The following is a 22,147-nucleotide window of genomic DNA, read 5'->3' on the forward strand; positions in this document are numbered from 1 at the left end:
GATCAATCCCTGTTCCCTGACGGCCGGCGCAGGATGACCACGTCATCCCGCCCGGGCATCACCATGTCCAGCTCCTCGCGAGCGAGCCGCTCGACCCGCCCATGGGTGGCCCACGCCCCCTGCTCCAGGCGCAACATGCCCCATTCGGCGTCCAGGGCATCACGCTCGCGGTTGAGCTCCTGCAGTTCGGCAAACAACACCCGGCTCTGGTGCTGGCTGTAGATCACCAGCAGTGCCGACAGCGCCACCGCTGCCGCCAGCCCGGAGACAACCAGCGCCGAGCCATTCATGACAGCCGCTCCGCGACGCGCATCACCGCACTCCGCGCCCGCGGATTGGCGCGGGCTTCTTCATTCCCGGCACGCACGGCGCGACCGATGGGTCGCAGGCGCGCACGCAGCCCTTCCGGCACCACCGGAATCTCCGGCGGCAGATCCCGTTGCTCGCCGGCGCCCCGGATGAATCGCTTGACCATCCGGTCCTCCAGCGAATGGAAACTGATCACCACCAGCCGGCCCCCGGGGGCGAGCAGGTCGATGACCGAATCCAGAAAACGCTGCAGGGCATCGAGTTCGCCGTTCAGGGCGATCCGGATGGCCTGGAACGTCCGCGTGGCCGGGTGCTTGTGCCGGTCCGGGTACGGCACCGCCGCAGCCACCAGGGCGGCCAGCTCGCCGGTGGTCCCGGGCAAATCGCCGGCCTCCCGCGCCTTCACGAGGGCACGGGCAATGCGCTTGGCGAACCGCTCCTCACCGTAGATGCGCAGCACCCGCACCAGGTCCTTTTCCGCCACCCGCGCCAGCCACTCCCGGGCGGTTTCACCGGCGGAGGTATCCATACGCATATCCAGCGGGCCGTCATGGCGGAAGCTGAAGCCACGGTCGGCGTCGTCCAGCTGCGGCGACGACATACCGAGATCCAACAACACGCCATCCAGGGCGTGGACGCCGTCCTTCCGCAGGACGTCGACCGCGTCACCGAAGGAGGCGTGCCGGACACGAGCACGCCCATCGCCGGCAAAGCGCTGCTCGGCGGCATCAATGGCCTCCGGGTCGCGATCCAGGAGCCACAGCCGCCCCGCTGGGCCGAGCCGCTCCATGATCGCGGCGGCATGTCCGCCGCGCCCGAAGGTGCCATCCATGTAGACGCCGCTCTCCTGCACGTTGAGCGCCTCCACTGCTTCGGCCAGCAGTACCGGCCGGTGTTGGTCTTCGGCGATCATGGCCAGATCCGGATCACAGGGACAGCTGCTGCAGCTCGTCCGGCATCCCCTCCTTGTCCGCCGCCGACGACAGCCACTGATCGAACCGCTCGTTCCACGTGCCTTCGTCCCAGAGCTCGAACCGCTTGCCCTGACCCACCAGCACCACCCGCTTGTCCAGGCCGGCGAACTCCCGCAACGGCGGCGGCAGCAGCACCCGGCCACTGCCGTCCAGCTGTGCCTCGGTGGCATGACCGAGATACACGCGTTGCAGTGAGCGCGCGTGGGCGTTCAGAGACGGCAGTGACATGAGCTTCTCCTCGATCTCTTCCCACTCCGGCAGGGGATAGACCAGCAGACAGCGCTCGGGATCCGCGGTCACCACGATCTCGCCCTCGCAGAAACTCATGAGCTTGTCGCGGAAGCGACTGGGAAAGCTCATGCGCCCCTTGCCGTCGAGATTGAGATTGGCGACCCCCCGAACTCTAAACACGTTCTACCCCTGATGCCCCCGGATATTCCATTTTGTGCCACTTCATCCCACTTCGTCACACTATAGGGAGCCTGTCTCCCACCTGTCAAGGAAACGGACAGGGATTCTTTCTTGTGTGACAAGAACTTAAGAATCCCCGGGTGTCGCTGCCACGCGACGGCAGCAAGCGAATGGAATCGAGACTCAAATCAGCGCGTTAAGAAGTGTTTCTGGAATTGGCTGCAAGAAAGACCATCGGGCGGGGCCGACAAAAAGGGACAACCGACGGCGGGAGGAGACGGTCGACATTCACCCGTCGGCGCGGGATTGCGCCGACGGGTGATTCCGGAAAAGAGAAGGAGTCAGCCGGTAAGCCGGGTTCTGTCGATGGGCAACCATTCCTCTGGGACGCGCGTCACCGCGCGCCTCAAGCGACCTACCCGGGAGCGATGCGGGCCACATCATGGCTCCCCTATTTGGTCTTGCTCCGGGTGGGGTTTACCGTGCCGCGGCGTGTTGCCACCCGCGCGGTGCGCTCTTACCGCACCTTTTCACCCTTGCCTGTGCCCTGACGGGCCATCGGCGGTCTGTTTTCTGCGGCACTTTCCGTAGGCTCACGCCTCCCAGGTGTTACCTGGCACCCTGCCCTGTGGAGCCCGGACTTTCCTCCGCCGGTGGAAACACCGGCAGCGATTGCCTGGCCGACTCCACGAACAGGGTAACACGGTGACGGGCCGTCAATCGCGCTGCAGTTCCAGCAAGCGCTGATAACAGGCATTGCGGGGCAGCCCCAGGATACGGGCACCCAGCGCCGCGGCCTGCTTGACGGGCAGCTCCGCAAGAAGCACGCCGAGGACGCGGTCGCGCTCGGCGTCGTTCACCGTCGTCGGCGGCGCACCGGCAACCACCAGGACGAACTCGCCACGGCGCTGATCCGGATCGTCCCGGACCAGCGTCAGCAAATCAGCCAGGGAGCTGGCGCGGACGGTTTCATACGCCTTCGTCAACTCCCGGGCCATGACCGCCTGGCGCTCACCGCCCAGGGCAGCAACCATGGCCTCCAGGGTCGCCTCGATGCGGTGGGATGACTCCAGGAACACCAGTGTCCTGGCCTCGCCGGCCAGCCCCTCCAGCTGACGGGCCCGCGGCCCGGAGCGTGCCGACAGGAAGCCCTCGAAGCAGAAGCGATCCGTGGGCAGACCGGAGACCGACAGCGCGGCCACGGGGCTGCTCGCCCCGGGCACCGGAATCACGCGAATGCCCTCCCGGTGGGCCCGGCGCACCAGCTGATAGCCGGGATCACTCACCAGCGGCGTGCCGGCGTCACTGATCAGCGCCACACTCTCACCACCGAGGAGGCGCCGGATGATGACCTCTACCCGCTCGTCCTCGTTGTGCTCATGGAGGCTCAGCAAATCGCAGGCACGCACGCCAAAGTGTGCCAGAAGCCGGCCGCTGTGCCGGGTATCCTCCGCGGCCACGACGTCCACCGCCCCCAGGACCTCCAGCCCCCGCGGGGTCATGTCCCCGAGATTGCCGATGGGCGTCGCCACGATATGAAGTGTGCCTGCTGACGGCGACACGTTCCCCCCTGAATCCGGTACCTGCTAGACTCGTTCGACCTTTTCCAGGTTGTTGCGGGCGCCATGACGGCCCCACCCGACCTGGCGTTGAGACAGGCCGCCATAGTGACGGAATCCTCATGCCGATGCACCACCCGCTCCCGCGGCACCTGCGCCGCCTCCTGCTGATCGCCGCCATTGCCCTCACGGCGGCCTGTGCGCCCACACCTGAGGAACCGGAGCGCCACCCGGCGGTGGACACCGCCGAAGAGGCGCTTGCCGAGGGTGACTACGACAGCGCGGTGGACGCGTTCCTGGAGGCGGCGGAGGCAGAGGAACCGCCCTTGCGGCACGAATACGTGCTGCGCGCCAGCTCCGCGCTCGTCGACGCCGGGGATCTGGGGCGCGCGGAGCAACTCGCCGGGGACGTACCCATCGACGAGGACACACCCGCATCGCTGGTGGATTTCCGCACCGCGGTACTGGCCCGGATCGCCCTGGAACGGGGGGAGTACGAACGGGCGCTGGAACAGGTGAGTGATCGCCTGCCCAGCGATACGCGCCGTGCGGCGGACCTGATCGAAGTGCGTGCCGACGCCGAGTACCGCCTGGGGCGGCTGCTGGACAGTGCCGAAACCCGGGCAAGCCTGGAAGCCCTGCTCCCGGAGGGCCCACGACTGGACCGGAACCGGAATCAGTTACGGCAGAGCCTGGCCGAAGTCCCCATGCAGAGGCTGCGGGAAATCATGCCACCGGCCCCGGATATCTTCGGTGGCTGGGTGGAGCTGACCTTCCTGATCCGCAACTACCGGCTGGACCCGGCCGAAATGGAAGAAGCGGTGGCGCTCTGGCGGGACCGCTACCCCGATCACCCGGCAGTCGGCGAGATCGCCGACGACATCATGGCCCAGTATCGCGAGGAGGTTCTGCGCCCGGAAAAGGTGGCGTTACTGTTGCCGCTGTCCGGCTCGCTGGCGGATTCCGGCCGCGCCGTCCGTGATGGCTTTCTCGCGGCGAGGCTGAGCGCCGCGGACGACGGCACCGAGGTCACCATCCACGACATCGGCGAGGACGGTGACGATCCCTGGGCCGCATACATGACCGCCGTCCAGGCCGGTGCCGACCTGGTGGTGGGCCCGCTGACCCGTCCGGCGGTGTCCGTGTTTGCCGACACCGGCTCACTTCCGGTCCCCATGCTGGCCCTGAACAGTGCCTCCGCTGATGCCTCCCTGCCCGGCAACCTGTTCCGCTTCGGCCTGCTGCCAGAGCACGAGGCACGCCAGGCGGCTCGCCATGCCCTTGCCAGCGGCCAGCGGCACGCCGTGGTCCTCGTCCCGGGAAACGATTGGGGCGAGCGTGTCGCCACCGCGTTCCAGGAGCAGTATGAATCGGGTGGCGGGGCGGTGCTGGCCCGCGAGCGCTACCGCGACGATCAGAGTGACTTTTCCCTGCCCATCCGGCGAATGCTCGGTCTGGACCGCAGCAGCCAGCGTGAACAGCGCCTGCGTCGCACCATCAACCGGTCGGTGGAGTTCGAACCTCGCCGTCGCCAGGACGTGGACGTGGTGTTCGTCGGCGCTTTCCCGCGCCAGGCACGGCTGATCCGCCCGCAACTGCGTTTCCATCACGCCCTGGACCTCCCGGTCATGGCCACTTCTCACGCCTGGGGCGGCCGGGATGAGGTCGCGGCCGACAGGGACATGGCCGGCGTGGTCTTTTTCGACATGCCGTGGATGCTCGGCGAAGGGGACCGACTGGCACCGCGGCGCTCCGAACTCGCCACCATCTGGGATGGCGAACTCGACCGCAATGCGCCCTTGTATGCCCTCGGGGCCGATGCCTACCGGCTGATCCCCTATCTCGCCACCATGCGCACCAACGAGGGTGAGCGCCTGGAGGGCGCCACCGGACTACTGCGCATCGACGACACCGGTGCAGTGCAGCGGGAGGTTCTGCCGGCGCGCTTCCACCGTGGCCGCGTGGAACGACTGGAGCCCGACGAGGACCGGCAGCAACTGCCCGGACTGGACAGCGCGGCTGACGAGACGGAGGCGAACGAACGGTGACGGACAGCAGCCGCAGGGAACGCGGCCGGACTCAGGAAGAGCGGGCACGGCGATATCTGGAAGGCCAGGGCCTGCACCTGCGCGAACGCAATTTCCTCGCCCGCGGTGGTGAACTCGACCTGATCATGGACCACGGTGACACACTGGTGTTCGTCGAGGTGCGGTTTCGCGCCGACGCACGCCACGGGGGCGCCCTGGCCAGCATTGGCCGGGGCAAGCAGCAACGGATTATCCGTGCAGCGCTCGCCTACCTGCAGCAGCGACGCCTGGACCGACCGTGCCGCTTCGACGTGGTGGCCCTGGATGACGATAACCTGGAGTGGATTCGCGACGCGTTTCAGGCAGACTGAGCGTGGACGAGTGCGGGGCGGCGTGGCCCGCCGCCGACGGACCAGGCTCGTCCCAGTCATTCGACCCTAGCCCAGAGAGACAGGATGGACTCCCACGATCGCGTGATTCAGCACTTCCACGAGAGCATCCGCGCCAAGCAGATGGCCATGGACACCCTTGCCCCGGCCATCGTAGCCGCCGGGGAACGCATGGTGGCGTGCCTTGGTCGCGACGGCAAGATCCTGACCTGCGGTAACGGCGGCTCCGCTGCGGACGCGCAACACTTCTCCTCGGAGCTACTCAACCGCTTCGAAATGGAGCGCCCGGGGCTGCCGGCGGTCGCCCTGACCACGGACAGCTCCACCCTCACCTCCATCGCCAACGACTACAGCTACGAGGACGTGTTCTCCAAGCAGGTGCGAGCCCTGGGTCAGGCAGGGGACGTGCTGCTGGGCATCAGCACCAGTGGGCAGTCACCCAACGTGGTAGCGGCCATTCAGGCTGCTCACGATCGCGGCATGCATGTCGTGGCTTTCACCGGCAAGGATGGCGGCCCCATGGCGGCGATGCTCGGCGAGGACGACGTGGAGATTCGCGTTCCCGCCAACGTCACCGCGCGGATCCAGGAGATCCACCTGCTCCTGATCCACTGCCTCTGCGACCAGATCGACCGCTCGCTGTTCGGCATGGAGTAGGCGGTGGCGGCAAGAGCGCGTGACCTGGCCGTGACACTGGTGCTCGGACTCGCCCTGGGTGCATGTGCCGGGCCCACAGGCAACGGCGATGACAACGCGGCGTCCGCCCTGGAAAGCCGCTCCCTGAACGAGCGCCTGGCCGATCAGCGCATCCGTTCCGCGATCATGGCGGAACTGCTGAGTGACGAAGAACTGCGCCACGAGTCCAACATCTCCGTGACGGTCTTCGACGGCATCGTGCTGCTCACGGGGGAAGTGCCCGATCGCGAGGCGGGGCAACGCATGGCCCGCCTCGCACGCGACGAGAGCGACGCGCGCCACGTCTTCAACGAACTGGTGATCGCGCAACTGAGTTCCGTCTTCTCACGCACCCGGGACCGCATGCTCGTCGGCCGGGCCGCGACCCGGCTGCTACCGCTGGACGATCCGGAAACCCTGGATCGGGCGCGTTTCCACATCGTCGCCGAGCGGCAGCGGCTCTACCTCATGGGCCGGGTCACCCGGGAGGAGGCCGAAGCCATTACCGAAGAGGTCCGGCGCATCAGCGGTGTTCGCGAAGTGGTTCGGCTGTTCGAGTACCTGGAGTAGCAGGTCGCTGAAGCAGCAACCGGAGCGATCGTAGGGTGGACCTTCAGGTCCACCATTTCAGGCTCGACCAAGCCGCCTTGGCCTGCACAGCGGGGACGGCGGACCTGAAGGTCCGCCCTACGCCTGAAAAGTTAGTCACGTGGCTCCGTGCCCAGCGCCCCTCAGGACGCGAATTGTTCCGCCTACCCTACTTCACCACCCGGAGGTTCGGCCGGCGGGAGGTCTGCGCCTGGTTATCCGTGGACTGCTCACCATCTCCACCGGACGGCGGCGGATCATCGTCGGTGTCGTTGAACAGCATGCCCTGACCGTTTTCCCGGGCGTAGATGGCCATCACCGCACGCACGGGAACCTCCACATCCAGGGCGTTACCGCCGAACCGCCCACTGAAGGCGATGATGTCATTGCCCAGTTCCAGGGCACGCACCGCCCGCTGGGAGATGTTGAGCACCAGCCGCCCGTTGTCGGCATACTCCATGGGGGCGTAGATCCCCTCCTTGCTGACGTCCACCAGCAGATAAGGGGTCAGTCCGTTATCGATGATCCAGTCGTACAGTGCCCGGATGAGGTAGGGACGACTTGAGGTCATCGGGGCATCCATCACGCTCATAACTCCCCGGTGCAGCTCTGATTGAGTGTGTCACGGCTTCAGCCGCGCATGGTACGTTCCACGTCGGTGAGGCTCGCCTGAAAGGCGTCCAGGGCGAACAGCCGTTCGCTGTAGGACTGCAGCGCCGGAGCCTGTTCCCCGGGATCGGCGCCGAAACGGTTCAAGCGCCACAAAAGGGGACCGAGGGCGATATCCATCACCGTGCGCTCCTCGCTCAGGAACCACTGATCCTGGGCGAACAGTTCATCCGCGGCAATGAGTTCCTCCCGCAGGCGAGCACCGGCGGAGTCACGCACGCCGGGATCCCCGGCTTCCAGTTCCCCCAGCAGCCCGTACCAGTCACGCTCGATGCGATACTGGACCAGCCGCGCCTTGGCCCGGGACACCGGATCCACGGGCATCATGGGCGGATGCGGAAAACGCTCGTCCAGATACTCGACGATGATCTTCGGCTCGTACAGGCACAGATCCCGGTCCACCAGGGTCGGCACTCCGCCGTACGGATTGAGCTCCATCAAGTCTTCCGGGATGGCATCGGCATCCACGTTGTGGACTTCTGCCTGGATCCCCTTCTCGGCGAGAACAAAGCGTACCCGATGGCTGAAGGGGCAGTGCGCCCCGGAGAAAAGAGTCATGATGGAGCGCTTGTTCACTGAGGCCATTCGGCACTCCCGCTTGCAGCGGGTTGCCGGACAGCGCCCGGCAACCCGCGGATCAATGCACGTCCTTCCAGAACTCTTTCTTGAGGAAGTAGGCAAGCACCGTGAAGATGATGAAGAACAGAATCACCCACTTGCCAAGACGCTGCCTTTCGCCCTTGACGGGCTCTGCAACGTAATCGAGGAAATTGGTGAGATCCCGCGTCGCCGCCTGATACTCGCTCGGGCTCATGGTGCCGGTGCCTTCCTCGATCTCGAAGTCCACCAGCACCTGTTCGCCGTTGCGCTCCTCGTAGACCGGGTGCTGGCGCCCCTGCAGGACCTCCAGCACATGCGGCATAGCGGTCCCGCTGATCACCGTGTTATCGAACCCGGTGGCGGCGTCTTCGTCCACGTGGTAACGGTTCAGGAAGGTATAGATGTACTCGGGACCATGACGGCGCGCCGTGAGTGACAGATCCGGAACCGGCACCCCGAACCATTGTTCGGCATCGGCCTCGGTCATGGCATTGGTCATCGTCTCATGCACCTGGGTCTCGGGCTTGAAGATCAAGTACTCCTCGACCAGATCCTCATCGATACCCAGATCCTGAGCGATGCGGTTGTAGCGGATCAGCGATGCTTCGTGGCACGCCATGCAGTAATTGGCGAACAGTTGCGCACCACGTTGCAGCGAATTCTTGTCATGCGGATCCGTATCCACATCCATGCGATCCGGCAAACCGCTCCAGGCCACCGCCGGCAGAAGTGACAGCGCCAGTATCAGTGCAATTTTTCTCATCAGGACGTCACCCTCTCCGGAACCGGCTTGGTTCGCTCCAGCCCGAAAGCCGTGTAGACGAACAGGAAGATGAAGTAGCCGAAGTACAGCACGGAGCCAAGCCGCGACAGGATCACGTTCCAGTCCGTGGCCGGCTGCGTGCCCAGATACGTCAGCAGGACGAACCCGGCCGCGAACAGCCCCAGGGCGATCTTGAAGCTCAGCCCACGGTAGCGGATGGAGCGGACCTTGCCGCGGTCGAGCCACGGCAGGACGAACAGGATCATCACCGCCAGCCCCATCATCAGGACGCCGCCAAAGGTGTCAGGCACCGCCCGGAGGATGGCGTAGTAGGCCGCGAAGTACCACACCGGGGCAATGTGGTCCGGCGTCACCTGCGGGTTCGCTTCCTCGAAATTCGGGTGTTCGATGAACAGACCCCAGAAATCCGGAATGTAGAACACCACCACCGAGAACAGGATGAAGTAGACGCCGACACCGATGAGGTCCTTCACCGTGTAGTACGGGTGGAAGCGAATGCCATCCTTCGGCAGGCCATTGGCATCCTTGTTCTTCTTGATGTCGATGCCGTCGGGATTATTGGACCCCACCTCATGCAGCGCCAGGATGTGCGCCACCACCAGGAAGATGATCACCAGTGGCACCGCCACCACATGCAGGGCGAAGAACCGGTTCAGGGTCACCTCGGAGATGACGAAGTCACCGCGGATCCACAGCGCCAAATCCGGGCCGATCACAGGGATGGCGCCGAACAGCGAGATGATCACCTGGCCGCCCCAATAGGACATCTGCCCCCAGGGCAGCATGTAGCCCATGAAGGCCTCGGCCATGAGTGCGACGAAGATCAGGCAGCCGAAGATCCACAGCAGCTCCCGCGGCTTCTGGTAGGAGCCGTACATGAGCGCCCGGAACATGTGCAGATATACCACCACGAAGAACGCCGAGGCGCCGGTGGTGTGAATGTACCGGATCAGCCACCCCCAGTTGACGTCGCGCATGATGTACTCGACGGACTCGAACGCGCGATCCCCGGAGGGGATGTAGTTCATGGTGAGGAAAATTCCCGTCACCACCTGGATAACCAGTGTGAGCAGCGCCAGTGACCCGAAGTAGTACCAGAAGTTGAAATTCTTGGGCGCGTAGTACTCGCCGACGTGCTCATTCCACATCTTGGTGAGCGGGAAACGGTCATCGATCCAGCCGACCAGCCCCCCTGATCTGGTCTCGCTCATCAGGCTGCTCCTTCTTCGTCTTCGCCCACCAGGACGGTGTCGTCATCGATGAAGTAATAGGGCGGCACTTCCAGGTTCAGGTTGGCGGGCACCCCCTGATACACCCGGCCCGCGAGGTCGAAATACGACCCGTGACAGGGGCAGAAGAAGCCCCCGACCCATTCACCACCGAAACCCTGCGGCGTGCTGTCCGGCCGGAACAGCGGCGAGCAGCCCAGGTGGGTACAGATGCCGACCATGACCATGACCTCGGGCTTGATGGAGCGATGCCGGTTGCGGGCATACTCCGGCTGCTGCGGATCGCTGGAATCCGGATCGCGGAGACGGTCCTCGATGCGCTCCAGATCCTCCAGGTTCTCCTCCGTACGCCGGAACAGCCATACCGGGTTGCCGCGCCACTTGACGTTGATCAGCTGCCCTTCCTCAAGTCTGGATACGTCCACTTCCACCGGGGCGCCCGCCGCCTGGGCGCGGGCGCTGGGCCGCCAGTAGGAGATGAAAGGTACCGCCAGAAACGCGGCGCCAACACCGCCCACCACGGTGGTTGCCGCGGTCAGAAAGCGGCGCCTGCTGTTGTCCGCACCTTCCTGATTCATTCCTGCCCCCTGTTGGGTTACACCAACCGACTCGGTGATTTCCTGCGAATATGACGTGCCTGAGCGTCGTGGTCGGCGGCAACGCCTGATCAGGCGCACTCCGCGCATTACCGGAACCCGGCCCGGGGCAGCGTTTCCAGAATGCATCCCACCAACGCGCAGACATCGCGCACCCCGGCTGGCACGGCGCACAAGGATCGGACATCCGGCCGGTCAGGTCAAGGCCGAACCCCCTCGTGGCGCCGGGCTCCGGGGTCTGCCGACCACCCGGGCAATGTCGACACAATGTTGGACAACAAGCGTTTAGCAGAGTGTCACCACCCTGCACCGTTCCGGCTTCAGGCAGGGCTGTTGATATCGACGAACGTATGCTCCAGGCCGAACCGGTGGGCCAGGTGCTCACCAACGGCCTGAACGCCTCCGCGCTCGGTGGCATGATGACCGGCTGCGAGATAGTGCAGCCCGCACTCGCGGGCCGTGTGCACGGTGGGCTCGGAGATCTCGCCGGAGAAGTAGAGATCCACGCCCAGGGTGGCGACGTGATCGATGAACCCCTGGGCACCACCGCTGCACCACGCCAGGCGGCCCACGGCATGATCGCCCCCGGGCACCGTCACCGGTTCCCGCCCCAGCGCCACGCCCAGGCGGGTGGCGAACGCCTGCAGCGGCTCCGGCTCAGGCAACTCGCCCAGCATGCCCAGGGGGCGATGGGTCCCGGTCTCGAAACTGCCCGTCACGGCAATACCCAGCGCCCGCGCCAGGGCAGCGTTATTGCCCAGTTCCGGGTGAGCGTCCAGGGGCAGGTGGTAGGCAAACAGACTCATGTCGTGCCCCAGGAGCACCCGCAGCCGATCGGCCTTCATGCCGTCAATACGGGGATCCTCGTTCTTCCAGAAGTAACCGTGATGCACCAGTACGGCGTCGGCGTCACGGCGCACCGCCTCGTCCAGCAGCGCCCGGCAGGCAGTGACTCCGGTCACCAGCCGCCGGACCGGGCGCCGTCCGGCCACCTGCAGACCGTTGGGGGCATAGTCCGTAAATGCCGGGGATTCCAGCAGTTCATCCAGATATCGCCTCAGTTCCACGGGTTGCATGACTGTCGCCTCCGGCGAACGTGCGTAGAATGGGGTTTTCGGGCAGCATTCTACACGTGCGGAGATCACGACCGACATGCAGACACGACGCGCCCTGCGCTTCCTGCTGACGTACGCTCTCATCGGCGTCGCCGCGGCGGTGGCCATCATCTGGTTCTTCCCCGGTGTCCTTGGCATCGCCGACCAGGAACCCCGCGTGGTCACCATCGAACAGGCCCCGGAAAACGGCGCAGCGGGCGACGCTGCCGCGCCGGAGCGCGAGCATGGCCCGGTGTCCTACGCCGACGCCGTGGATGCGGCGGCGCCGGGCGTGGTGAACATTTTCACCGCGACCCGGGTCACCCGGGGCGAACACCCGCTGTACGACGACCCGTTCTTCCGGGACTTCTTCGGCGGCTCCGAGCGCGAGCGGGACCGTACCGAGACCAACCTGGGCAGCGGCGTAATCATCGCTGACGGCGGCTACGTGCTCACCAGCAACCACGTCATCGAAGGTGCCGACGCCATCCAGGTCTCTCTCAACGACGGGCGGGCAGGCGAGGCACAGGTGGTGGGGACGGATCCGGAAACCGATCTGGCTGTGCTGGAGATCGACATGGACGAGCTCCCCACCATCACCATCGGCCGCTCCGACCAGGTGCGCGTGGGCGATGTGGTCCTGGCCATCGGCAACCCCTTCGGCGTCGGCCAGACAGTGACCCAGGGCATCGTCAGCGCCACCGGACGCAGCCGCCTGGGGCTGACCACCTTCGAGAACTTCATCCAGACCGACGCCGCCATCAACCCGGGCAACTCCGGCGGCGCCCTGATCAACGCCCACGGCGACCTGATCGGCATCAACACCGCTATCTTCAGCCGCTCCGGCGGCTCCCACGGCATCGGCTTCGCCATCCCCGCGGTGCTGGCCCGCAGCGTCATGGAAAGCATCATCGAGGAAGGGCGGGTCATCCGGGGCTGGGCCGGAGTCGAGATCCAGGACATCACGCCATCACTGGCAGAGTCGTTCGACCTGGAGACCCGCGACGGCGTGCTGATCGCCGGCATCATGCGGGGTGGGCCCGCCGACGAGGCGGATCTGTCCCCGGGAGACGTGGTCCACGCGGTGGACGGCGAGCGGATCCGTAACAGCCAGGATCTGCTCATGCGCATCACGGAGCGGGAGCCCGGCTCCCGCGTCACCCTCTCCGGCGTCCGTGAGGGTTCGCCCTTCGAACGCGAACTCACCGTTCAGGAGCGCCCGGCTGCCGGGGAACTGGGACGGTGACGCCTAGACCGACGCCAGCGCGTTATCCAGGGCGTCCAGGAAACGGGTGTTCTCGTCCGGAGTGCCCACGGTGACCCGCAGGCAATCCCCCAGCATGGGGTGGCTGCCGTCCAGGCACTTGATCAGCACGCCCTGCTCCCGCAGCGAGGCGTGAATGGACCGCGCCCGTCCGGCGGGCGTCCGGAAGGTGATGAAGTTGGCATCGCTGGGCCAGACGGTGAGTCGGGAGCGCGCAATCAGGGCGTCGAACAGCCGGCCGCGCTCGGCCCGTAGTGCCTCGGTCTGCCGGTGTAGCAGGTCCGCGTGATCCAGGGCGAACGCCGCGCTGACCTGGGTGAGCACGTTGATGTTGTACGGCAGCCGGCACTTCTCGAACTGCTCCAGCCAGTCCGGGTGGCCGGCCAGGTACCCCAGCCGCAGGCCCGCCAGACCCATCTTGGAGACAGTCCGCATGACCAGCAGGTGGTCGTAGTCCGCCAGCGCGGCCATCCAGGTGCGGCCGCAGAAGGGCGCGTAGGCCTCGTCCACCACCACCAGCCCCGGCGCGGCCTCGATCACCGCGCGCACGGCGGCATCGTCAAAGGCGTTGCCGGTAGGGTTGTTGGGATAGGCCAGATAGATCAGCGCCGGCTCATGCTGCGCGATGGCCGCCAGCACGGCCCCCTCGTCCAGCGCGAAATCACCGTCCCGCAGCGGCACCTCGTGGAAGGCCATGCCGGTGAACCCGGCGATCAGGCGGTACATGACAAAGCCGGGTCCCGGCGCCAGCACGGTGCGGTCCGCCCCGCCCAGCGCCAGCCCCAGCAGCTGGATGAGTTCGTCCGAACCGTTGCCCAGCAGGAGTTCGGCCCCGTCCGGCACGTCCGCCTCCCGGCGCAGCCGCTCTTTCACCGCGCCGGCAGTCGGGTCCGGGTAACGGTTGGCATGGACGTCGCCCAGGCACTGCAGCCACGCTTCCCGCAGCTCGCCCGGCCAGGGATAGGGATTCTCCATGGCGTCCAGCTTGACCATGCCGCTGGCCGGCGGCACGTGGTAGGCCTGCATGGCCTGCACCGCCGGACGCACCAGACGCCGGATCAGCGCCTCGCGATCATCCGTCCTGGTCATGGTCGCGAATACGGTAGCTGGCCGACTCGGCATGGGCGGTGAGACCTTCGGCGTGGGCCATGGCGGCGGCGACACGGCCATGCCGCGCCGCACCCTCCGGCGTGGCATGGATCAGGCTGCTGCGCTTCTGGAAGTCGTACACCCCCAGCGGCGAGGCGAACCGGGCGGTTCGCGATGTCGGCAACACGTGATTGGGGCCGGCGCAGTAGTCACCCAGGACCTCGGGGGTGTGGCGGCCAAGGAAGATGGCCCCGGCATGGCGAATGCGTTCCGCCATCTTGCGCGGCTGCGCCACGGACAGCTCCAGGTGCTCGGGGGCGATGAAATTGGTCACCTCCTCCGCCTCCACCAGATCCCGCACGCAGATCAGGGCCCCGCGATTGGCCAAGGCGGCGCGGATGATCTCCGACCGCTCCATGCCGGGCAGCAGGCGCTCCATGGCCTGCTGCACCTGGTCCAGGTACATGGCATCGGGGCAGACCAGCATCGCCCGGGCAACTTCGTCATGCTCTGCCTGAGAGAACAGGTCCATGGCGATCCACTCGGGATCCGTCTGGCCGTCGCAGATCACCAGAATTTCCGAGGGGCCGGCAACCATGTCGATGCCCACCCGTCCGAACACCCGACGCTTGGCCGCGGCCACGTAGGCGTTGCCGGGACCGACGATCTTGTCCACCGCCTGGATGGTCCCGGTGCCGTAGGCCAGCGCAGCCACAGCCTGGGCGCCACCGATGGTGTAGACCCGGGTGACACCGGCCAGGTGCGCGGCCGCCAGCACCAGATCCGCCACTTCGCCGTCCGGTGCCGGCACCACCATGACAATGTCACTGACGCCGGCAACACTGGCCGGCACGGCGTTCATCAGCACCGATGATGGATACGCCGCCCGACCGCCGGGCACGTAAAGGCCCACCCGGTCCAGCGGCGTCACTTTCTGGCCCAGCACCGTGCCGTCGTCCTCGGTGTATTCCCAGGAGTCCATCCGCTGGCGCTCAGCATAAGCACGAATGCGTTTGGCAGAGTGCTCCAGGGCCTGGCGCTGCTCCGCGTCGAGGCCCTCGAAGGCGCTCCGCAGCCGCTCCGGCGGAATCTGCAGATCCGCGACACGGTCCGCCTGCAGCCGATCAAACTTCTGCGTATACCGCAGCACGGCGGCATCGCCCTCACGGCGTACGGCGCCGAGAATCTCGGTGACCGCCTGCTCCACGGCGGCATCGCCCTCGGTGTCGTCGCTGGTGAGCCGGTCCAGGTTCTCCCAGAAATCCGGCTGGGTGGTGCTCAATCGCGTAATTTCCAGCATGGCGCCTCCCGTCAGGCCGCCTTTCCGCCGACGGCGTCGGCGAGGTGTTCGGTGAATGCCTTGATCCGGCGGTGCTTCATCTTCATGGCCGCCTTGTTGACGATCAGCCGCGAGCTGATATCGGCGATGTGCTCCAGCGGCTCCAGGCCGTTGGCGCGCAGGGTGTTGCCGGTGTCCACCAGATCGACAATGAGATCCGACAGGCCGGCGATGGGTGCCAGTTCCATGGAGCCGTAGAGTTTCACGGTCTCCACCTGCCGGCCTTGCTCGGCGAAGTAGCGCCGGGCGATATTGACGAACTTGGTGGCCACGCGCACCTTGCCGCGCCCCTGGTTGGCACCGGGAAACCCGGCAACCATCATGCGGCAGCGCGCGATCCCCAGGTCCAGCGGCTCGTAGAGCCCGTCGCCGCCGTGCTCCAGCAGCACGTCCTTGCCGGCCACGCCGACGTCGGCGGCACCGTACTCCACGTAGGTGGGCACATCGGTGGCGCGCAGGATCACCAGCTTGACGCCGGGATCACTGGTGTCCAGCACCAGCTTGCGGCTCTTGTCCGGGTCGTCCACGGGCCGGATGCCCGCGGCGGCCAGCAGCGGCAGCGTGTCTTCGAGTATCCGCCCCTTGGACAGGGCTATGGTCAGGGTCTCGGCCATGAATGGTTTCCCGTCAGGCGGGCACGCGACGAATTCGCGCGCCCAGCTGTGCCAGTTTCTCTTCGATGCATTCGTACCCACGATCAATATGATAGATGCGATCGACTTCCGTTTCCCCGTCCGCCACCAGGCCAGCCAGCACCAGGCTCGCGGAGGCGCGCAGGTCCGTGGCCATCACCGGGGCCCCCTTGAGGGCATCCACGCCGCGGCAGAAGGCAGTATTGCCCTCCAGGCGGATATCCGCGCCCATGCGCTGCATCTCCAGCACGTGCATGAAGCGGTTCTCGAACACCGTCTCCGTCACCGTTGCGGCGCCGTCAGCCACCGCATTCAGGGCGCAGAACTGGGCCTGCATGTCTGTGGGGAAGGCGGGGTACGGCGCCGTGCGCAAGCTCACCGCCTGCGGCCGCCGGCCGTGCATGTCCAGGCTGATCCAGTCCTCGCCGATCTGCACATCGGCGCCACATTCACGCAATTTCTGCAAGACGGCGTCCAGCAGGCCGGCGCGGGTATCCCGTAGCAGCACCTTGCCGCCGGTCATCGCCGCTGCCACCAGGTAGGTCCCGGTTTCGATCCGGTCAGGCAGCACCTGGTATTCCGTGCCGTACAATTTTTCCACACCTTCAATGGTGATGGTATCCGTCCCTGCGCCACGCAGCTGTGCGCCCATGGCGTTGAGGCAGTCGGCCAGGTCCACCACTTCCGGCTCACGGGCGGCATTCTCGATCACGGTGGTGCCCTCTGCCAGGGCAGCGGCCATCATCAGGTTCTCGGTGCCGGTCACGGTGATCAGATCCATGACGATGCGCGCGCCCTTGAGACGGTTGGCCCGGGCACGGATGTAGCCACCCTCGACAGTGATATCCGCACCCATGGCGGTGAGCCCGTCAATGTGCAGGTTCACCGGTCGCGAACCGATGGCGCAGCCGCCGGGCAGGGACACGTCGGCCTGGCCGAAACGCGCCAGCAACGGCCCCAGCACCAGGATGGAGGCACGCATGGTGCGCACGAGTTCGTACGGCGCATAGAGACTGTCGATGGATGCGGTATCCACCTCGATGCTCATGCGTTCGTCCACGGTCAGCCGCACCCCCATGCGACCGAGCAGTTCCATGGTCGTGGTGATGTCGTGCAAATGCGGAATGTTGCCGATGGTCATGGGACCATTGGCCAGCAGGCTGGCGGAAAGAATGGGCAGCGCCGCATTCTTGGCGCCGGAGATCCGGATGGATCCATCCAGCGGGCCGCCACCGTTGATAATCAGTTTCTCCATGGACTCGCTATCCGGTCGCGGGCGGGGTCGCAGCCCCGGGGTTACGGGATCAGCCCTGTTCCTTCTGCCACTGCTCCGGGGTGAGCGTGCGCATGGACAGGGCGTGCAGTTCGCCGGAGTCGAAGCGCTCCTGGAGGACGCTGTTGACGAGGCGTTGGCGGGCGATGGGCAGTTTGCCCTCGAACGCGGGACTGACGATGACCGCCTGGAAATGGGCACCGTCACCTTCCACCTGCGCGTGGCATTCCGGAAGGCCTTGCTCGATCAGATCTTTAATGGCTTCGGGCTGCATCATGGCGGCCGTGACTCCTGGTTGACCAACACGGGCAACCACCGCCGCACTCTGCCACACCCCTACGATGGCCCGCTGTCGGCGCCGCCCGGGGAAACCAGTGGCAGGATGGCGTCAACACCACTGACGCCGGCGATGGCCTGCATTTGGGCGGGTATGTTAACAAACTCGATGCGTCCGCCGAGACGTTGCTGTTCTCTGGTCCAGTGAATCAGCAACGCCACACCGGCACTGTCGGCCCGGGTAACACCCGCCAGGTCAACAGAGACAGGATGGTTGCGCGGCAACAGTGACCCCGCCTGCTGCCAGAGAGCGCGTATGGAACCGAACCCCAACTCGCCCTCCAGGCGGAGCTGCCCGGCGCCGTTCGCGGCCGACAATCGCGCCTGCGTCACAGCTCGGTCTCGCCGCGGCGGTTGCGCTCCCGCAACCGCTCCAGCAGGCCGTCAACGCCGCTGCGGCGGATTTCGCTGCTGAAACCGTCACGGTAGTTGGTGACCAGGCTAACGCCCTCCACCACAACGTCGTAGACCTGCCAGCCGTCACGATCATGCTTGCGGAACTGGTAGGTCAGCGGAATGGCCGGGCCATCGCGCTGCTCCACTTCCACCCGCATCGAGGCCCGGCCACGGTCCTCGTCCACCCGCGCCGAGCGATAGGCCACTTCCTCGCCACCGTACTCCAGCAGTGGCTGGGAATAAGTGCGGATCAACAGCGTCGTGATTTCCTCGCGGATGTCCTCGCGCTGCTCCTCGCTGGCGTCGTTCCAGTGCCGCCCCAGGGCAAACCGGGTGACCAGCTGCATGTTGATCCGCGGCAGCACCTCGCGGCGCACCAGATCGTGGACAAAATCCGGATCATCGGCGATATCGCCGTCATAATCGCGCAACTCCTGCAGCACCGTCTCGGTGGTCTCCTTGACGATGGTCTCCGGATCCCGCTCCTCGGCACCGGGCACCGCCGGAACCAGCAGGAACGCCAGCAGGACTGTCGCGGCCAGGGCCTTGATGCTCATCGCGGTGCCTCCTCGGTATCTCAGTCGTCCCGGTCACCCATCTGATGCAGGAACTGGCCGATCAGCCGCTCCAGCACCAGTGCTGACTGGGTCAGGGTAATCTCGTCGCCTTCCTGGAGGTAGAAGTCCATGCCGCCGGGGTCCAGGGCAATGTACTGCTCGCCGAGCAGCCCGGAGGTGTAGATGGCGGCGCTGGTGTCCTCGGGGAGTTGGTACTGCTCGCTGATCCGCGCCTGGACCACTGCCTCGTAGGTATTGCCGTCCAGAGTGATCTCCGTAACGCGCCCCACGCGCACCCCGCCCACGGTGATCGGCGCCCGCGTCCGCAGACCCCCGATATTCTCGAAGCGCAGTTCGACCTCGTAGCCGTCGGCACGCTCGAACACGGGCACATTACTCACCTGGATGGCCAGGCCGAACAGGGCCGCAAAGCCCAGAGCCACGAACACGCCCACCCAGATCTCCGTCAATCGCCTGTTACGCATGCGGCTTCTCCGCCGGTTTTAAAAGACCCCGAACAGAACGCGCAGCGGTACGCGCGACCTGTCCGGCGCCGCCTTTATCCAAACATCAGTGCTGTCAGCACGAAATCAAGGCCGAGCACCGCCAGGGACGTGTTCACCACTGTACGGGTGGTGGCGCGACTGACCCCGGCCGAGGTGGGCTCGGCATCGTAGCCCTCGAACACCGCGATCCAGCCGGCGACGAAACCGAACGCCAGGCTCTTGATCACGCCGTTGAGGATATCCTCGCGGAATTCCACCGCGTCCTGCATCTGTCCCCAGAACGCACCGGCGTCCACGCCCAGCAGGCCGACCCCGATGAGATAGGAACCGAAGATGGCAACGAAACTGAAAATCGCTGCCAGCAGCGGCATGGCCAGGAAGGCGGCCAGCAGCCGCGGCGCGATCACCCGACGCATGGGATCCACCGCCATCATCTCCATGCCGGAGAGCTGCTCGGTGCTTTTCATCAACCCGATCTCGGCGGCCAGAGCCGAACCGGCGCGACCGCCGAAGAGCAGCGCGGTGACCACCGGCCCCAGTTCGCGGACCACCGACAGCGCCACCAGCACACCCAGGGACTGGTCGGCGCCGAAGTTCACCAGGGTGGTATAGCCCTGCAACCCCAGCACCATGCCCACGAACAGGCCGGAGACGAGGATGATCACCAGGGACAGCACACCCACGGAGAACAACTGCTGCACCACCAGCCCCGGTCGCAGCACCAGGGCGGGCATCCCCGCCAGCGCCCGCAACAGGAACATGAAGCCCCGCCCCAGGCGTGCCACCGAGTGCAGGGTCACGGCCCCGATCTGCTGCAGTCCCCCGAGCATCAGCGGCCGCCACTCCCCGTTGCCCCCAGGAGGTCCTCGGCGAAATCAGCCTTGGCCGGATAATGGAACGGCACAGGCCCGTCCGGCAGACCGTGCATGAACTGACGCACCCAGGCCGAACCGGACTCATACAGCGCCTGGGGCGCCCCCGACTCGACAATACGCCCGCCGGAGAGCACATGGATCCGGTCGGCAATGCGGGCCGTTTCCGCCACGTCGTGGGAGACGATGATACTGGTCAGCCCCAGGGCATCATTGAGCCGGCGAATGAGTTCCACCAGAACACCCATGGAGATGGGATCCTGGCCGGTGAACGGTTCGTCGTACATGACCATCATCGGGTCCAGGGCGATGGCGCGGGCCAGCGCGACCCGACGCGCCATACCCCCGGAGAGCTCCGCCGGCAGCAGATCCCGGGCACCCCGCAGCCCCACCGCCTGCAGTTTCAGCAGCACCAGGTCACGCAGCACCGGCTCCGGAAGGTCCGTGTGCTCGCGCAGAGGAAAGGCGACATTCTCGAACACGGTGAGATCGGTGAGCAGCGCGCCGCTCTGGAACAGCATCCCCATGCGCCGACGCAGCCGGTACAGCTCCCGGGTGGACACGGCGTGAACATTCTCGCCATCCACGTGTACCGTGCCGTGGTCGGGCTGAAGCTGGCCCCCGATCAGCTTCAGCAGCGTGGTCTTGCCGGTGCCGCTGGGCCCCATGATGGCCGTCACCTCGCCGCGACGGATGGACAGATCCACGCCGCTGAAGATCGGGCGCTCACCGCGGGCAAAGTGCAGATCGCGCACTTCCACCAGGCTGTCAGGGGCGGCGGACGCATCAGGCATGGTTTCGGGGGTCCGGGGAGTTGTGCATGGGCGCATGATCGACGCCGGATGAGTATCGAGCAACCCCCGCGGCGAGTCAATGACCGAGCGGTCAGCGCCCACGGTTGCTACCATGGCGGCCCCGAATCGACTGCGGAGTTGTCGTGACCCTGGCCCTCGCCGTCATCACCCTGGCAATCGGCTTTCCGGTCCTCGCCTGGAGCGCGGACCGGCTGGTGGCAACCGCCTCGGTGCTGACCCTGCGTCTCGGCCTTGCGCCCCTGCTGGTGGGCCTGTTCGTGGTGGGCTTCGGCACATCGACGCCGGAGCTGCTGGTGTCGGCCCTGGCGGCGATAGAGGGAAAACCGGAGCTTGCCCTGGGCAACGCCCTGGGCTCCAACATCGCCAATGCCGGCCTGATTCTCGGGCTCACCCTGCTGTTCATTCCCCTGGGCCGGCACCGGGAGCGGGAACGCGTCACCCTGGGCCTGCTGGTACTCGCCACCTTCGGCACTCTGCTGCTGCTGGGCGACTTGCGCCTCAGCCGCGGCGAAGGCATGGCCATGCTCGGTCTGCTGCTGGCGGCGATGCCGCTCATCGCCTGGGCCAACCGAGGCAATCCCGCCGCTACCGCGGCGCCTGGCCGTGCCGGGCAACCACTGCGGGGCACGGCCCTGGGTCTGGCCGGTAGCCTGGTGCTGTTGCTGATCAGCGCCCGCGCGCTGATCTGGGGAGCAGTGACCCTGGCCGAGGCCGCAGGGGTCAGCCAGTTGGTCATCGGCCTCAGCATTGTTGCCGTGGGCACCAGCCTGCCGGAACTGGCCACGGCCATCGCGGCCGCCCGCCGGCAGGAACGCGCCCTGCTCTACGGCAACCTGATCGGTTCCAACCTGTTCAACCTGTTGGCCGTGCTCGGCGTCACCGTCCTGATTCATCCCCTGGCGGTATCTTTGCCGGTGCTTCTGCGCGACGGCGTCATCATGGCGGGCCTCACGGTACCGCTGGTGCTACTGGCGCGGGGAGCCATCGGTGGGACACGCTCCCTGGGCGCAGCCTTGCTGGTTACCTTCGCGCTGTACCAGCTCGGCCTGTTCCTGTTCGCGCAGGGGTCACCGTGATGGCCTCTGGCCATCCGCCGCGGGCGACGGTGCCCCCACCGCGGGCAACTCAGGCATAATACGGGGGTTTCCGCCAGGAGCAGCCAGC

26 protein-coding genes and 1 other RNA gene are annotated in these 22,147 nt (G+C 66.3%); 6 read left to right on the plus strand and 21 right to left on the minus strand.

What is annotated here, in order from left to right; translation table 11 throughout:
* Window positions 1–2: 2 nt before the first annotated feature.
* The 5 genes from ftsL to rsmI form a co-directional block, all read right to left on the minus strand.
* Complete coding sequence (gene ftsL / locus KU884_RS14475; RefSeq protein ID WP_167783290.1) at window positions 3–290, minus strand: cell division protein FtsL; 288 nt, start codon at window positions 288–290, stop codon at window positions 3–5.
* Entirely contained in the window at window positions 287–1,222 is a 936-nt protein-coding gene (rsmH, locus tag KU884_RS14480) for a 16S rRNA (cytosine(1402)-N(4))-methyltransferase RsmH (protein WP_167783291.1), read from the minus strand. The genes ftsL and rsmH overlap by 4 nt, the downstream gene beginning before the upstream one ends.
* 13 nt (window positions 1,223–1,235) lie before the next feature.
* Window positions 1,236–1,643 carry a division/cell wall cluster transcriptional repressor MraZ gene (gene mraZ, locus KU884_RS14485; RefSeq protein ID WP_167784274.1) on the minus strand — a complete coding sequence of 136 codons (408 nt, stop codon included), beginning with the start codon at window positions 1,641–1,643 and terminating at the stop codon, window positions 1,236–1,238.
* Between the two features lie 384 nt (window positions 1,644–2,027).
* Window positions 2,028–2,382: RNase P RNA component class A (rnpB, locus tag KU884_RS14490), an RNA gene on the minus strand.
* Between the two features lie 28 nt (window positions 2,383–2,410).
* Window positions 2,411–3,256: a 16S rRNA (cytidine(1402)-2'-O)-methyltransferase gene (gene rsmI, locus KU884_RS14495; RefSeq protein ID WP_167783292.1), complete on the minus strand. Its 846-nt coding sequence runs from the start codon at window positions 3,254–3,256 to the stop codon at window positions 2,411–2,413.
* 119 nt (window positions 3,257–3,375) lie between these two features.
* Here rsmI and KU884_RS14500 point away from each other — a divergent pair, with 119 nt between their 5' ends.
* The 4 genes from KU884_RS14500 (at window position 3,376) to KU884_RS14515 (ending at window position 6,914) form a co-directional block, all read left to right on the plus strand.
* A complete protein-coding gene (locus KU884_RS14500) occupies window positions 3,376–5,301 on the plus strand; it encodes a penicillin-binding protein activator (RefSeq protein WP_167783293.1) in 1,926 nt (641 codons plus the stop codon).
* A complete protein-coding gene (locus tag KU884_RS14505) occupies window positions 5,298–5,651 on the plus strand; it encodes a YraN family protein (protein WP_167783294.1) in 354 nt (117 codons plus the stop codon). The genes KU884_RS14500 and KU884_RS14505 overlap by 4 nt, the downstream gene beginning before the upstream one ends.
* An 84-nt stretch (window positions 5,652–5,735) precedes the next feature.
* Window positions 5,736–6,326, plus strand: a complete 591-nt coding sequence (locus KU884_RS14510) for a phosphoheptose isomerase (protein ID WP_167783295.1) — start codon at window positions 5,736–5,738, stop codon at window positions 6,324–6,326.
* A gap of 3 nt (window positions 6,327–6,329) precedes the next feature.
* Window positions 6,330–6,914, plus strand: a complete 585-nt coding sequence (locus KU884_RS14515) for a BON domain-containing protein (RefSeq protein ID WP_167783296.1) — start codon at window positions 6,330–6,332, stop codon at window positions 6,912–6,914.
* Between the two features lie 187 nt (window positions 6,915–7,101).
* On the opposite strand, the gene KU884_RS14520 is transcribed toward KU884_RS14515, so the two are convergent.
* From KU884_RS14520 to KU884_RS14545, 6 genes are all read right to left on the minus strand, one after another.
* On the minus strand, window positions 7,102–7,503 hold the full coding sequence (locus tag KU884_RS14520) for a ClpXP protease specificity-enhancing factor (protein ID WP_174813745.1): 402 nt from the start codon (window positions 7,501–7,503) through the stop codon (window positions 7,102–7,104).
* Window positions 7,504–7,562: 59 nt separating this feature from the next.
* Window positions 7,563–8,186 (minus strand): glutathione S-transferase N-terminal domain-containing protein, encoded by a 624-nt coding sequence (locus tag KU884_RS14525; protein ID WP_167783298.1) that lies wholly within the window; start codon window positions 8,184–8,186, stop codon window positions 7,563–7,565.
* A gap of 52 nt (window positions 8,187–8,238) precedes the next feature.
* Complete coding sequence (locus KU884_RS14530) at window positions 8,239–8,964, minus strand: cytochrome c1 (RefSeq protein WP_167783299.1); 726 nt, start codon at window positions 8,962–8,964, stop codon at window positions 8,239–8,241.
* The gene (locus KU884_RS14535; RefSeq protein WP_167783300.1) at window positions 8,964–10,196 is read right to left on the minus strand and encodes a cytochrome bc complex cytochrome b subunit; all 1,233 of its coding nucleotides are present in this window, start codon (window positions 10,194–10,196) and stop codon (window positions 8,964–8,966) included. Before KU884_RS14535 ends, KU884_RS14530 begins: the two co-directional genes overlap by 1 nt.
* Complete coding sequence (petA, locus tag KU884_RS14540; RefSeq protein WP_167783301.1) at window positions 10,196–10,792, minus strand: ubiquinol-cytochrome c reductase iron-sulfur subunit; 597 nt, start codon at window positions 10,790–10,792, stop codon at window positions 10,196–10,198. The genes KU884_RS14535 and petA overlap by 1 nt, the downstream gene beginning before the upstream one ends.
* A 338-nt stretch (window positions 10,793–11,130) precedes the next feature.
* Window positions 11,131–11,886: a Nif3-like dinuclear metal center hexameric protein gene (locus KU884_RS14545; protein ID WP_167783302.1), complete on the minus strand. Its 756-nt coding sequence runs from the start codon at window positions 11,884–11,886 to the stop codon at window positions 11,131–11,133.
* A gap of 76 nt (window positions 11,887–11,962) precedes the next feature.
* Between KU884_RS14545 and KU884_RS14550 the strand changes: the two genes are divergently transcribed.
* Window positions 11,963–13,150 carry a trypsin-like peptidase domain-containing protein gene (locus tag KU884_RS14550; RefSeq protein ID WP_167783303.1) on the plus strand — a complete coding sequence of 396 codons (1,188 nt, stop codon included), beginning with the start codon at window positions 11,963–11,965 and terminating at the stop codon, window positions 13,148–13,150.
* Window positions 13,151–13,153: 3 nt separating this feature from the next.
* On the opposite strand, the gene hisC is transcribed toward KU884_RS14550, so the two are convergent.
* The 10 genes from hisC to KU884_RS14600 all read right to left on the minus strand — a co-directional run bounded on the left by hisC (window position 13,154) and on the right by KU884_RS14600 (window position 20,962).
* Window positions 13,154–14,257: a histidinol-phosphate transaminase gene (gene hisC, locus KU884_RS14555; protein WP_167783304.1), complete on the minus strand. Its 1,104-nt coding sequence runs from the start codon at window positions 14,255–14,257 to the stop codon at window positions 13,154–13,156.
* Window positions 14,241–15,557, minus strand: a complete 1,317-nt coding sequence (gene hisD, locus KU884_RS14560; protein ID WP_167783305.1) for a histidinol dehydrogenase — start codon at window positions 15,555–15,557, stop codon at window positions 14,241–14,243. The genes hisC and hisD overlap by 17 nt, the downstream gene beginning before the upstream one ends.
* Window positions 15,558–15,568: 11 nt before the next feature.
* Entirely contained in the window at window positions 15,569–16,210 is a 642-nt protein-coding gene (hisG, locus tag KU884_RS14565) for an ATP phosphoribosyltransferase (RefSeq protein WP_167783306.1), read from the minus strand.
* A 13-nt stretch (window positions 16,211–16,223) separates the two neighbouring features.
* Window positions 16,224–17,483 (minus strand): UDP-N-acetylglucosamine 1-carboxyvinyltransferase, encoded by a 1,260-nt coding sequence (gene murA / locus KU884_RS14570; protein ID WP_167783307.1) that lies wholly within the window; start codon window positions 17,481–17,483, stop codon window positions 16,224–16,226.
* A 49-nt stretch (window positions 17,484–17,532) separates the two neighbouring features.
* A complete protein-coding gene (locus KU884_RS14575; protein WP_371807940.1) occupies window positions 17,533–17,778 on the minus strand; it encodes a BolA family protein in 246 nt (81 codons plus the stop codon).
* Between the two features lie 59 nt (window positions 17,779–17,837).
* Window positions 17,838–18,155, minus strand: coding sequence for a lipid asymmetry maintenance protein MlaB (locus KU884_RS14580; RefSeq protein ID WP_167783308.1), 318 nt, complete (start codon window positions 18,153–18,155; stop codon window positions 17,838–17,840).
* An 11-nt stretch (window positions 18,156–18,166) separates the two neighbouring features.
* On the minus strand, window positions 18,167–18,790 hold the full coding sequence (locus KU884_RS14585; RefSeq protein WP_167783309.1) for a phospholipid-binding protein MlaC: 624 nt from the start codon (window positions 18,788–18,790) through the stop codon (window positions 18,167–18,169).
* Between the two features lie 20 nt (window positions 18,791–18,810).
* Window positions 18,811–19,275, minus strand: a complete 465-nt coding sequence (gene mlaD / locus KU884_RS14590; RefSeq protein WP_167783310.1) for an outer membrane lipid asymmetry maintenance protein MlaD — start codon at window positions 19,273–19,275, stop codon at window positions 18,811–18,813.
* A 74-nt stretch (window positions 19,276–19,349) separates the two neighbouring features.
* Window positions 19,350–20,126: a lipid asymmetry maintenance ABC transporter permease subunit MlaE gene (gene mlaE, locus KU884_RS14595; protein ID WP_167783311.1), complete on the minus strand. Its 777-nt coding sequence runs from the start codon at window positions 20,124–20,126 to the stop codon at window positions 19,350–19,352.
* Window positions 20,126–20,962, minus strand: coding sequence for an ABC transporter ATP-binding protein (locus KU884_RS14600; RefSeq protein WP_167783312.1), 837 nt, complete (start codon window positions 20,960–20,962; stop codon window positions 20,126–20,128). Before KU884_RS14600 ends, mlaE begins: the two co-directional genes overlap by 1 nt.
* Window positions 20,963–21,111: 149 nt before the next feature.
* Here KU884_RS14600 and KU884_RS14605 point away from each other — a divergent pair, with 149 nt between their 5' ends.
* A complete protein-coding gene (locus tag KU884_RS14605) occupies window positions 21,112–22,059 on the plus strand; it encodes a sodium:calcium antiporter (RefSeq protein ID WP_167784276.1) in 948 nt (315 codons plus the stop codon).
* The last annotated feature ends 88 nt before the right edge of the window (window positions 22,060–22,147 follow it).

Source organism: Aquisalimonas sp. 2447, assembly GCF_012044895.1.
GTDB lineage: Bacteria > Pseudomonadota > Gammaproteobacteria > Nitrococcales > Aquisalimonadaceae > Aquisalimonas.